This window comes from Actinospica sp., from assembly GCF_035552695.1.
Taxonomy (GTDB): domain Bacteria; phylum Actinomycetota; class Actinomycetes; order Streptomycetales; family Catenulisporaceae; genus Actinospica.
Genome location: NZ_DASZKT010000048.1, coordinates 1 through 12,875 on the forward strand (window position 1 = coordinate 1; position 12,875 = coordinate 12,875).

Below are 12,875 nucleotides of genomic sequence, written 5' to 3' on the forward strand. Positions count from 1 at the left end.
GCCCTGACCAACGCGGACAGCTTGTTCGGTCTCTACAAGAGCTGGGGCGTCGCGGGCGTCAAGCTGGGCTTCATCAATGACGGCACCCAGACGATGACGAACGCGATCACCGGCTGGGCCCAGACCGCGGCCAAACACGACCTGCTGATCGACACGCACGACGACGTGCGGCCGTTCGGCTACGAACGCACCTACCCCAACTGGATCGCCATGGAGGGAGTGCGGGGCAACGAGCACTTCCCGACCGCCACGCACAACGTCACCCTTCCCTTCGCGCGCAACGTCGGCGGCCCGATGGACTACACCATCTGCTACGGACAGTCGCGCGACCAGACGACCAACGCCCACCAGATGGCGATGGCGGCCGTCTACTACCAGCCCCTGAATTTCGTGTACTGGTACGACTCGCCCTCGAAGTACGCGAACACCGCCAGCTGGCCGGGCCTGCCGTGGTTCGACGCCGTCCACACCACCTGGGATCAGAGCAAGACTCTCGCCGGCGCCATCGGCCAGTACGTCGCCGTCGCCCGCCGCAGCGGCACCACCTGGTTCCTCGGTGCGATGACGAACGAGACCGCCCGGACCCTGTCGATCCCGCTCTCCTTCCTCGGCGGCGGAAGCTACACGGCGACCGTCTACGCCGACGGGACCGCCGGGGCCAGCCCGTACCAGACCCCCGTCGTCGTCAGCACCCGAACCGTCACCTCCGCCACCACGCTCAGCATGTCCATGACCAGCGCGGGCGGGCAGGCCGTCATCCTCAGGCCCAGCTGACAGTCCCGCAACCCCGACCAGCACCGATTCGTCTGGACCGCGGAACTGCCGCGGGCGCGCGACCGCGGTTCAGATTCCGGTTATGGCGACCGGGCGGATCCGTCTACACCTCTGCCCGATGCCGAAGTGGCGATCGGGGTTGAGGTGTTGGCCTGTGTCGAAGGGATGCAAGAAGATGTCGCATAAGGAAAAAGGACCTGTGATCGGGCGGCGGAAGCTGCTGGCGGGTGCGGTCTTGGGGACCGGGGTCCTGGGTGTCGCAGGTGCCTTGTACGAGACGACGGGAATGGCCTCGGCCGCGCCGTCGGCACACACAACCGCGAGCGGCGCGTGCGGCGGCCCCACCAGCACCTCATCGGTGCCCGCCATCGCCTCCAGCAGCACGGCGTCGGCCCCCGGCGTGATCGCCTCCAGCGGCACGGCGCGCAGCGGCTTCGCGCATCCCGGCCTGCTGCACACCCAGGCGGACTTCGACCGGATGGCCGCGAGCGTGAAGGCCGGCGCCCAGCCCGTCAAGGCAGGGTGGGACAGGCTGGTGGCCAACCGCCACTCGCAGAGCACCTGGACGGCGCGGCCGAGCGCGATGGTCGTGCGGGGAGGCGCCGGGCAGAACTACCCGACGATGTACAACGACATTCACGCCGCGTATCAGAACGCCCTGCGCTGGAAGATCACCGGAGACGCGGCCCACGGGAATACCGCCCGCGACATCCTCAACCGCTGGTCCTCCACTCTCACGGCGCTCAATGGGGACTCCGACCGGTTCCTGGCCTCGGGCATCTACGGCTACCAGTTCGCGAACGCCGCCGAACTGATGCGCGGCTACCCCGGCTTCGATCTGGCCCGCTTCCAGCACATGATGCTCACCGTGTTCTATCCGATGAACGATTCGTTCCTCACCAAGCACAACGACGCCTGCATCACCAACTACTGGGCGAACTGGGACCTGTGCAACATGGCCTCGGTCCTGGCCATCGGCATTCTGTGCGACGACTCGACCAAGGTCGGCCAGGCGGTGGACTACTTCAAGAACGGCGCCGGCAACGGAGCGATCACCCACGCCGTGCCCTACCTGTATCCGGGAGGCCTGGGCCAGTGGCAGGAAAGCGGCCGCGACCAGGGACACACCATGCTGGGCATCGGTCTGATGGGCTCCTTCTGCGAGATGGCCTGGAACCAGGGCATCGACCTGTACGGGTATGACGACAGCCGGTTCCTGCGTGGCTGCGAATATGTGGCCGCATACAATCTCGGCGCGACCGTCCCGTTCACCGCCTACCACTGGCGCAACGGGGACAGGTGCGGCGCTCAGGTACAGACCGTCATCTCATCTGGGAGCCGAGGCCAGATCCGCCCGGTGTGGGAGCTGGTGTACAACCACTACGTCAAGCGGCAGGGCCTGTCCGCGCCGAACACGGCGGCCTTCGCCGCGAAGACGCGCCCCGAGGGCGGTGGCGGCGACTACGGCCCCGATAGCGGCGGCTTCGACCAACTCGGATTCGGCACGCTGGCATACACGATCTAGCCGTCCGGCGACGCTGGGAACGGCTCCCAGTTTTTTGTTATGTGTCTGCTCCAGGCCCGTCCCCTACAGCGCACGAAGTGGGCCCGGCGGTGACGGCGATCAATAGGGAGACGTGTGAGCAGGCACGGTATGACAGCAGGCAGTCCGAAGGCGGCACAGGCCTTGCCCAGAGGCCGCAAACTACTCCGGATGTGCGCCGCAGCGCTGGCCACCTGCGGCGCCCTGCTCTTCCCGGCCGTCACCGCGCACGCGGCGGGCTCCACGGATATCACCGCACAGGTACTCGCGGGCCACGACGTCACGCTCTCAGGCGACTCGATCGTCACCCTGCCGGGCGGAACGACGATGTACAACGGTGCCTTCTCCGGCCAGGGCACACTGACGATCGCGGGCACCGGCACCCTGGTGCTCACCAAGGACAGCGCCATCACGCTTCCGGCCGCCCGGCGGCGCCAGAGCGTGACGACCAGCGGCGGGAACTGGCCGTACCCGATCATCACCGATCCCGATCCGCCCACGGTCATCGTGGATTCGGGGGCCACGCTGCAATACGGCGACGGCGGTTCGAGCGGCATCATCGGCAACTACCCGTACTCCTTCGTGAGCAGCCCGACCCTGAATCAGGACAACATCGAGGTCGACGGCAGCCTGGTGCTCGACATCGCCAACCGCGAATACAACCTCGGCACCATCAGCGGGTCCGGCTCGGTCACCCAGCCCCGAAACACCTGGGGCACGCTGGATCTGGCCGACGACCAGCCGTTCACCGGCACGATCGGCTTCGGGACCGGGATGAACCTCGGCAGCGCGGCGTTCCGGCTGTCCCTACCCGATGCCCGGGCCATCGACAACGACGGCTCAGCGATCATCAGTGCCCGCAACTACACGCTCGTGATCCCGGAGAACTTCTACGAGAACAACTACGGCACCGACATCAACTTCCACACCTGGCAGGCCGGACTGATCGAGATGACCGGCGTCGACCACTACACCGACACGTCGCTGGACACGGCGAGCATCGCGCACACGTCGAACTTCCGCGGAATCAACATCGAGGGCGCGAACGTGCAGTGGGGAGACGGGAGTACCGACCGCTTCTTCCTGCCCGCCACGCCCTCGGACTCGTACATCAACATCCACAAGAACGGCTCGCTCGCCTTCGACTACAACGGGCCGGTCACCCTGGACACCCCGATCTCCGGCGGCGTGTATCACCGGTCGCTGAGCACCCCGGCGAACGCCTCGGTGACCATCGATCCGACCGCCGGCAACGCGGTCACCTTCGCCACGCCGATGAATTACCACGGCACCACCACCATCGGACAGGGAGCCGCGCTGCTGTTGGGGACCGGGCATACCGGTGGGGACAGCAGCCTGCTCATCGGGGCCTCGAGCGACCGAATCATCGACGACGGTGCGCTGACCGTCCGCAACGCCGCGACACCCGCCACCCTGGGAAACATCACCGGTTCGGGCTCCTTCACTCAGGACGGCTCCGCGACAACGACCCTGGTCGGCACGACCGCCTATACCGGTCCGACGACGATCTCCGCCGGCACGCTGGCCCTCGGCCAGGGCTCGAGCGGCCTCGGGGCCAGCAGTGCCGTGACGCTGTCCTCGTCCGGCTCAGTGCTCGACCTCTCCCGATCCGGTGACCAGGCGATCCGGCAGCTGTCCGGGGTCGCCGGCAGCACGCTGATGCTCGGCGGTAATACCCTGACTGTCGCCACCAACGGCGCGACGACGTTCGCCGGCGTGATCACCGGCACCGGCGCAGGCGTGACCACGAGCGGCACCGGGACACTGACACTTACCGGCCAGGTTCAGACACCCGGCGGCACCTGGCACCTGAATCAGGGCACCCTCGCGCTCGGCAGCGGTGCCGCTCTGCACGTCGGATCGCTGATCGAGGCACCAGCCGCCACCCTGTCGCTCAGCACCAGTGCGGCGGCGAGCGTTCCCCTACAGGCCAGCGGCGCCGTGCGGCTCGACGGTTCGCTGCAGATCTCCGCGGCTCCGCAGTTGGCCGCGGGCCAAAAGCTCACGCTCATCCACGACTCTGGATCATCCGCGGTCACCGGCACCTTCACCGGGCTGACGCAAGGCGCACGCGTCACGGTCGACGGGCGGGCCTACGCGATCGACTACTCCGCGGACGGCGGCCACGACGTGGTCCTGACTGCCCTGAGCGCGACTCCCGCAGCTTCCGCTTCCGTCGTGGGATCCGGCGCCGCGAACGTGGACGCCGCCGCGAATCACGGTGCTTCACCACGGCATGCGCAAGCACTCACCGCGACGTTGGTCGCCTTTGCCGCACCCGCCGCCGCGCTTCTCGCCGGGGTCGTGATCCTCTGCGTGCTCGTCGCCCGACGCCGCCTTGGGCGACGCTCGACCGGCCGCCGTTCGACTAGGCACCACACCGCGCCGCACCACTCAAGACGTGCTCAGCGGGCTCGGCCGAGTTCTCCCGGCACCGAATCCGAACCCGCGTCGGCGACGGAACCGTTGCCCGCGCCGCGGGGCAGCGACGACGACACCCTCTTCATCTTCTGAGGGAAGCCGTCCGCGACCACTTGCCTGGTCGGATCCGTCGGGCCCGCCATGACAATCGCCCGTCCGGCGCATCGCGGCGGACGGGCTGCGCGGCGGACCCTCGTCAAGGCTGAAGGATCTGCTCGATCCGGTCCAGGGCCTCAGACGGGAGCGCGGGCTTGTCGAGCGCGGCGACGTTGTCCTCGAGCTGCGCGACCGAGGACGCGCCGATGATGGCGGAGGTCATCCTCGGGTCGCGCAGCACCCAGGCCAGAGCGAGCTGGGCGAGGCTGCGGTCGTGTTCGTGTGCCAGTGCGTCGAGCGCCTTGAGCTTGTCCATCATCTGGTCGGTCAACGCCTCGGGCCGCAGGAAATGGCCGACCGCGGCCCGCGAGTCGGCCGGGACCCCGCTCAGGTAGCGGTCGGTGAGCAGGCCCTGGGCCAGTGGGGAGAAGCAGATGCAGCCGGCCCCGAGGTCTTCGAGCGTGTCGAGCAGTCCGTTCTCCACGTCGTCGCGGCGCAGCATGGAATAAGGGGGCTGATGAATCAGCAGCGGGGTGCCGAGGTCGCGCAGCATCGAGGCCGCGGCACGTGTCTGTTCCGGGGTGTAGTTGGAGAGCGCGACATAGAGCGCCTTGCCCGAGCGCACGGCTTGGGCGAGCGCCCCCATGGTCTCCTCGAGCGGGGTCTCGGGGTCGGGGCAGTGGTGGTAGAACACGTCGACGTAATCGAGGCCCAGCCGCTGCAGGGACTGGTCGAGCGAGGCCAGCAGGTACTTGCGCGAGCCGTGGTCGCCGTAGGGTCCTGGCCACATGTCGTAGCCGGCCTTGGTGGAAACGACCATCTCGTCGCGGTAGGGCCGGAAGTCCAGGGCGAAGAGCCGTCCGAAGTTCGCCTCCGCGCTGCCGTAGGGCGGCCCGTAGTTGTTGGCCAGGTCGAAATGGGTGATGCCGAGGTCGAAGGCGCGGCGCAGCACGGCGCGCTGGGTCTCGCTCGGTTTGGTGTCGCCGAAGTTGTGCCACAGCCCGAGGCTGACCGCGGGCAGCTTGAGACCGCTGCGCCCCGACCGGCGATATTCCATGCTCGCGTACCGGTCCACATTCGCAATGTGTGCCATTATGTCGCTCTCTGTGAGGCCCGTGGAGGATGTTTCTCGACGTCGACTCTCGCCATAATAGTGTATTGACGTGTAGTTTTGTCGAACACGTCAGATCCGACGCCAGCCTCGCCGTTCCCATGCGAGCTCTGGACTGCGTGCGTTAGTGTTTGTTCAAGTTCGATATTGGTTGGCCAACCTCCGGGAGGAACCGTGGGCCAAACCCCGTATGACGACGGCCACTTCGAACACTGCCCCTGGCTGTTCGCGGCGGAGGCATCCGACAGACAGCGCGCGGCCCAGTCGCGTCTCCAGGTCGCGCTCGCAGCAGCCGGCACGGTCGAGATCGGCGAGCGCTGCTTCATCGCCGCCTCGGCCGCCGTGTACCCGGATCGCCTCCGCCTGGGCCCGGATTCTTATATAGCGGCTCACGCTCATGTCACCGGCGAGATCCACACCGGCTCCGACTGCACGCTCAATCCGTTCACGACCGTGCGGGGCACGGTCCGACTCGGCGACGGTGTACGCATCGGCGCGCACTCCTCGCTGCTCGGCTTCAACCACTCCACCGCCATCGATCGCCCGATCCACCAACAACCGCAGACCAGCCTGGGAATCAACGTCGGCGACGACGTGTGGATCGGCTCGAACGTGGTCGTACTCGACGGGGCGACCATCGGCGATCACTGCATCATCGGCGCCGGCGCGGTGGTCACCAAGGACATCCCCGCCTGGTCGGTTGCCGTCGGCAACCCGGCGCGCGTCATCCGCGACCGCCGCAGCGCGCCGAAGGCCAAAGGGGTCAGCGCCGCGACCGCCGGGGGAGGACACCGCGCAGCCCTCGCCGCCAATACTCGCCACTCTGACAGGCAGCTCGACCGCCTGGACGAGGATCTGGCCGGTTTCGCCGCCGCCGCACGAGATCAGGCGGCGGCGCTGATCGCCCGGTGCTGGGATCCTCACGCCCCGGCGGGCGGGCTATACCTCGATCGGCCGGGAGCGGTGCCCACCGTGCGGGCGCACTGCGACGCGATCGAGATCGCCGACCTGCTGCTCGGCGTCGCGCCCGAGCAACTGACCGCCACCGAGCACGCCGCACGACTCCAAGCCCTACAGGACCCTGAGACCGGGCTGGTCGCGCAGTTCGATCCCGCCACGGCCCTGCCCTGCCCGCTTCCGCCACCGGAGCAGGACGGTTTCATCTCCGACGGCGACGCCCAGTACCACGTGCTCTGCGTCGGCTACGCCCTTGACCTGCTTGCAGGCTCCTTGCCACACCCGATTTCCCCGGTGCGGCGGATGACGGCCGAGCGGCTGGTCGAGCGCCTGGACCGGCTTCCGTGGCGCGAGCGTGCGTGGCACGCGGGAAGCTGGATCGATTCCTGGGCCACCGCGGCACACTGGAACCTGGCCCACGGCGCCGCCCCAACGCAGGGTGCGCTCGAGGCGTTGTTCGGTTGGCTGCTCACCCGGGCCGACCCGCTCACCGGCATGTGGGGCACGCCTTCGCCGGGCGGTGACCGGCTGCAGGTGGTCAACGGCTACTACCGGCTCACCCGCGGCTCCTTCGCCCAGTACGGCCTGCCCGTCCCGCATCCGGAACGGGTCATCGACGCGGTGCTCGACCACAGCCGCAACCCGCGCTACTTCGGTGCGGATCGCGAGAACGCCTGCAACGTGCTCGACGTCGCGCACCCGCTGTGGCTGTGCGCGCGACAGACCGGGCATCGCGCGGACGAGGCGCGGACCTGGGCCGAGCGGCAGCTCGCCGCGGCGCTGCCGCGGTGGCGCGACGGCCGCGGATTCGCCTTCGGCCCCGCACCCGAGGGCACCGGGCCGGGCCGCGAGCCCGGGCTGCAGGGCACTGAGATGTGGCTGGCCATCGTGTGGCTCCTGGCGGACCTGGTCGGACGCGCGGATCTGCTCGGCTACCGGCCGCGCGGCGTTCACCGACCCGAGCCCGCCGGCACGTCGCGGAGTGGCGCAGCACCCGAGCCGAGCTGATCGACAAAACTCGCGGTCTGGAGAGTTCCGTTTCCCGTTATCGCGAGTACTCTTGCGCGTCTCCACTCTGATCGGCATGACAACGCCAGATCGCTGAGCGAGGGAAAAGAGGGATCGTGAACGTACGCTACGACGCCGCTGCGCGTACCGATGCGTCCGACGTGGTGCTCGCGGCGCGCGCAGGCGACAGAGAGGCGATGGATGAACTGGTCGCCGAGTACCTGCCCTTGGTCTACAACATCGTCGGCCGGGCGCTGAGCGGCCACGCGGATGTCGACGACGTCGTGCAGGAGACGATGCTGCGCGTCGTGCACGGCATCGAGGGCTTGCGTGACCCGAACCGGTTCCGCTCCTGGCTGGTGTCGATCGCGATCCGGCAGATCAACGACCGTTGGCGGGCGAGGCGGGATGGTCCGGCGCTGCTGAGCGCGTTGGGGCCGACAGCTCAACTCGAGGACCCGGCGGCGGACTTCGTCGACCTGACGATCCTGCGGCTAGGGCTGGCCGACGAGCGCCGGGAGGTCGCCGAGGCTTCCGAGTGGCTCGAACCTGCGGACCGGAGGCTTCTGTCGATCTGGTGGCTGGAGGCTTCGGGCCACCTGACCCGGGCGGAGCTGGCGGAGGCGTTGAATCTCTCCGCGCCGCACGCCGCGGTGCGGGTACAGCGCATGAAGGCTCAGCTCGACGTCTCCCGCGGGATCGTCCGCGCACTCTCGCTCAGCCCGCGCTGCCCGAAGCTCGCCTCGATGATCGGTGCCTGGGACGGGCGTCCCGCCGCGCTGTGGCGCAAGCGGATCAGCCGCCATCTGCGGCACTGCTCGATCTGCGAAACCACCGCGATGCGGCTGGCCCCGGCCACGAGCCTTCTCGCCGGCCTTCCCCTGGTTCCGCTGCCCGCCACCACCACGGTCCATCTGCCCGCGGCCGTCGGCGCGCACACCGCCGTCTCGGTGGCGGCCTCGGTGGGGCACGGCTCCGGATGGCTCGCGCGACTCTGGAAACTCCTCTTGGCCAAACCGGCGGTTGCGTTGACCACAACCGCCGTCGTGGCCACCAGCGGGGCGGCAGTCGTATACGAGGCGGACCTCCCGCGTACCAGGACGGTCAGTCCTGCCCCGGCGTACGTGACGACGCCGACCGCGTCCGCGTCGTCCACATCCTCTGCGCCGTCCACCGCCAGTGCGGCCCCGACAACCTCGCAGTCGAACCAGTCGGGTGCCACGACTGCCGTGTACGGCAGCACCGTGGACCAGGCCGACGCCGCTCTCTCGCCGGACCAGAAACCGGGCTCCCTGCCCGTGCGTCCCGCCGACGTGGCGATCACCGCGACCGGGAAATACGAGCCCACTCAGGGCAATGCGAACCAATACGTGATGGACCACAACGGCGACGAGATCAGACTGACCGGTCAGGGCTACTTCCGGTTCCGCTGGCAGATCATTTACTGGACCGGCAGAGTCGGCCAGGTGGCGATGCCCACCTGGACCGGGCTGAGCGGAGAACTCTTCCACGTCGCCTCCGGCGGCGGGAAGCGGATGAACGATCCCACCAACGGCGCGACCTCCTCCGGAACGACCGGCATGGGCTCGACCTCCACCGGTTACGACACCCTGCCCGCCGGCGCCCAGCAGATGTGGCAGAACGATTACTTCTACCTGGACGGCACCGTCGTCCTGCACCAGAACCAGGGGTGGCCCTCGGTCAGCTTCATCATCCAGCAGACCACCTGGCAGCAGATCACCGCGGACATCGACACCCCGCCCGACCTGGCGGCCAACATCGAGCGCTACGGCCTGGTGCGCGACACCGGAACCGACAGCGCACCGGTACCGCAGTATCTGACGAGGTCGGATCCGGCCGACCCGGCAACCGTGCCGCAGCGCTCCGAGGTCGAGGGCTGACCTCGCGGCGTCAGGGCTCTAGCGACCGACATGCCACCACAGCGCGGTCGAAATCTTCCGGATCCCGCTCGATGCACCACCACTGCGCGCAGCCGGTTCCCCGAGCCTGGGGGAACCGGCTGCGCGTTCGTCCGTCCGATCTCGTGCGACGTCAGAGCACGGCGAAGGAGACCGCGAGCGTGGTCGGGCGGGCGTAGAGCGCGTGCTGGGGTTGGACATCGGGACCGCAGGCGGCGCTGCCGAGACCGTGCTGGGCGGCGTCGAGGTGGAGATGGACCCGGCCGTCCGCGCGTAGTTCATTGGTGTGTGCGGCGGCGTCGAGGGCCTCGGTGCTCCAACGCCTGGCCGTGAAGTCGAACCAGGGCTCGCCGGAGATCAGCAGCCCGGCGCCGTCGGGGCCGGTGAGCCGGGCACGACGGACGTGGTGCCGGTTGCCGTTCTCCTGCGGACGCGTGTACGGGGTCTGGAGTTCGTCCACCGAGGCGCTCCAGCGCCCGACCCGGACCGCGGCGGTGCTGTCGGTGTAGGCCTCGCCGGGGCCGAGCCCGAACCAGTCGACCTGGACGAGCTCGCCGGGCAGGCCCATCCGGACGCCGATCCGCGGCACCGGGAAGGGCCAGGTGCCGACCGGCTCCACGTCCACGACCAGCCGGACCGTCGACTCTCCGGCATAAGACCACTGATAGCTGGCCAGCATCGCGGCTTCGGATGCGGCCGGGGCGATCCGGGTGCGCACCCGCAGACCCTCATCGGCGGGCTCCACGGACAGCACCCTGTGCTCGAGCCGGTCCAATCCGAGCGCGCGCCAGGCGATCGCCAGCTGGGCGGGACCGTATGTCCCCTCGTCGTTGTCGGTTGGCGCGCGCCACAGGTCCAGGCGCGGACCGTCGATCTCGAGCTCGCCCAGCCGAAGCAGCCGACCGGTGACGGCGTTGAACACGGCCGGGCCGAGGGTGATCATTTTTTCCCGCAGCACTGCCGCCACCGGCGACGCGCGCGGCGGCGCAGTGCGTGCGGGCTCGGCGGCGGGGTCGATCGATGCCTGAGACCAGGCGACCTCGTGCCCGGCGGGCGCCCACGGCTGGTCCTTGGCCAGCTCCGCGACCACGGTGAGGTGGAGTTCGCCGGCGCCCGGCCGAGCGGCCAGGTCGCGCAGGGCGACGGGCCATTCGAACTCTGCGGACTTCCCGGGCGCGAGCACCGGCGCGGCCAGTTCGTCCGAGCCGAGCTCTTCGCCGTCGCACTCCAGCAGCCAGCGCAGCCTGAGGTGCGCCGTGTCGAGCGTGTGGAATCCATTGCGGATGCGGACGGTTCGCCCGGCCGGATCGATCCCGATCCTGACCGGCTCGATCACCTTCTTGTATTCGGCCAGGCCCGGGGACGGAACGCGGTCGGCGAACACCAGGCCGTCGGCGATGAAGTTCCCGTCGTGCAGCGGCTCGTCGAAGTCACCGCCGTAGGCGAAGTACTCGCGGCCGTCCGCGTCCCGCTGCGCGATGCCGTGGTCCATCCACTCCCAGATGAAGCCGCCCTGCAGCCGCGGATAATCGTCGAAGAGGTCCTGGTACTCGCGCAGACCGCCGGGGCCGTTGCCCATCGCGTGGCCGTACTCGCACAGGATGTACGGCAGCGCTCGGCGGTGGGCGTCCAGCGCGGGATCGACTGTGACCGGCTCCTGGCGACGGCCGATGGCGGCGACACCCTCGTGCGTCCCGTACATCTGGCTGTACACATCGACGTATCCGCTGTCGTAGTCGCTCTCGTAGTGGATCAGGCGGGTGTCGTCGAGCTCGCGGGCGAGCGCGGCCATCGCGGCCAGGTTCGCTCCCGTTCCGGACTCGTTGCCGAGCGACCAGATGATGACGCTCGGGTGGTTCTTGTCCCGCTCCACGGTGCGCCGCATCCGGTCCAGATAGGCCTCGCGCCAGCGCGGGTCGTCGCTCGGATTGCCGCGCCAGCCGGAGCGTTCGAAGCCGTGCGTCTCCAGGTCGCACTCGTCGATGACCCACAGACCGTACTCGTCGCAGAGGTCGAGGAAACGGCTGTCCGGCGGATAGTGGCTCGTGCGCACGGCGTTGATGTTGTGCTTCTTCATCAGGAGCACATCGCGCAGCATGGTCTCCCGTCTCAGCGTGCGCCCGGTGTACGGGTCCCACTCGTGCCGGTTCACTCCGCTCAGCAGCAGCGGCGCGCCGTTGACCGTGATCAATCCGTCCTCGACGGCGACGCGCCGGAAACCGATCCGGATCGCGATCCGTTCGCCGGCCGCGGTCAGCTCCCCGTCGTAGAGGTGCGGGTGCTCGGCCGACCACGCGGTCACCGCCGCCACCTGATGCGGGCCGGCCGGGTCCGCGTCGAGGATGCCGAGGGTCGGCACGCTCAGCCGCGCGGGAGCGTCGCTGCGCACGGACAGCGTTCCGCCGCCGGTGGTGTGGTCGAAGTCGGCGTGGACGAAGAAGTCCGTCACCGCCGCTTCCGGCCGCGCCAGCAGCCGGACTCCGCGGAAGATCCCGGAGAGCCACCACATGTCCTGGTCTTCGAGATAGCTGCCGGACGACCACTGGTGCACCCGCACCGCCACGGTGTTCTCGCCAGGCCGCAGCACGCTGGTGGCGTCGAACTCGGTGGGCAGGCGGCTGCCCTTGCCGTCGCCGAGCAGGATTCCGTTGAGCCACACCGCGAAACAGGAGTCGACGCCCTCGAAGCGCAGCACAGAGCGCGCGGCCCCGGTTTGCCACTGGTCCGGCACGGTGAACACTCTGCGGTACTCGCCGGTCGGATTCGCGTCCGGGACGTGCGGCGCGTCGAGCGGGAAGGGGTAGGGCACGTTGGTGTACGCCGGTCGGCCGTAACGGGGTGGGCCGGGTATGCCCTGCATCTGCCAGCAGGACGGCACCGTTATCGACTCCCACGCCGAGTCGTCGAACCCCGGCTCCGGCAGGCCGCCGGTCAGATCCGACAGGCCGGAGGCGAGCCGAAAGCGCCACTCGCCGTCCAGGTCGAGGGTCGGGGCGTCGCTTCGGAACGCCGCACGGGGCGCGAG

General features: G+C 69.1%; 8 protein-coding genes. 5 read left to right on the forward strand and 3 right to left on the reverse strand.

Annotation, left to right across the window (positions count from 1 at the left end):
- On the forward strand, positions 1 to 774 hold a 774-nt coding region (locus tag VG296_RS07995), incomplete at its 5' end, for a glycoside hydrolase family 97 catalytic domain-containing protein (protein WP_325564671.1).
- Positions 775 to 843: 69 nt separating this feature from the next.
- Here the strand turns inward: VG296_RS07995 and VG296_RS08000 are convergent.
- Positions 844 to 1,194, reverse strand: a complete 351-nt coding sequence (locus tag VG296_RS08000; RefSeq protein ID WP_325564673.1) for a hypothetical protein — start codon at positions 1,192 to 1,194, stop codon at positions 844 to 846.
- On the opposite strand from VG296_RS08000, the gene VG296_RS08005 reads away from it, so the two are divergent.
- Both VG296_RS08005 and VG296_RS08010 read left to right on the forward strand, forming a co-directional pair.
- Positions 1,175 to 2,299, forward strand: coding sequence for an alginate lyase family protein (locus tag VG296_RS08005; RefSeq protein ID WP_325564675.1), 1,125 nt, complete (start codon positions 1,175 to 1,177; stop codon positions 2,297 to 2,299). The genes VG296_RS08000 and VG296_RS08005 overlap by 20 nt on opposite strands.
- Positions 2,300 to 2,488: 189 nt before the next feature.
- Complete coding sequence (locus VG296_RS08010; RefSeq protein WP_325564676.1) at positions 2,489 to 4,852, forward strand: autotransporter-associated beta strand repeat-containing protein; 2,364 nt, start codon at positions 2,489 to 2,491, stop codon at positions 4,850 to 4,852.
- A 103-nt stretch (positions 4,853 to 4,955) separates the two neighbouring features.
- Here VG296_RS08010 and VG296_RS08015 read toward each other — a convergent pair whose 3' ends face one another.
- Complete coding sequence (locus tag VG296_RS08015; protein ID WP_325564677.1) at positions 4,956 to 5,948, reverse strand: aldo/keto reductase; 993 nt, start codon at positions 5,946 to 5,948, stop codon at positions 4,956 to 4,958.
- Between the two features lie 192 nt (positions 5,949 to 6,140).
- Between VG296_RS08015 and VG296_RS08020 the strand changes: the two genes are divergently transcribed.
- Positions 6,141 to 7,931 carry an acyltransferase gene (locus VG296_RS08020; protein WP_325564679.1) on the forward strand — a complete coding sequence of 597 codons (1,791 nt, stop codon included), beginning with the start codon at positions 6,141 to 6,143 and terminating at the stop codon, positions 7,929 to 7,931.
- 116 nt (positions 7,932 to 8,047) lie between these two features.
- Positions 8,048 to 9,832 (forward strand): sigma-70 family RNA polymerase sigma factor, encoded by a 1,785-nt coding sequence (locus tag VG296_RS08025; protein WP_325564681.1) that lies wholly within the window; start codon positions 8,048 to 8,050, stop codon positions 9,830 to 9,832.
- Between the two features lie 151 nt (positions 9,833 to 9,983).
- Here the strand turns inward: VG296_RS08025 and VG296_RS08030 are convergent.
- The coding region (locus VG296_RS08030; protein ID WP_325564683.1) for a glycoside hydrolase family 2 TIM barrel-domain containing protein at positions 9,984 to 12,875 on the reverse strand (2,892 nt) is incomplete at its 5' end.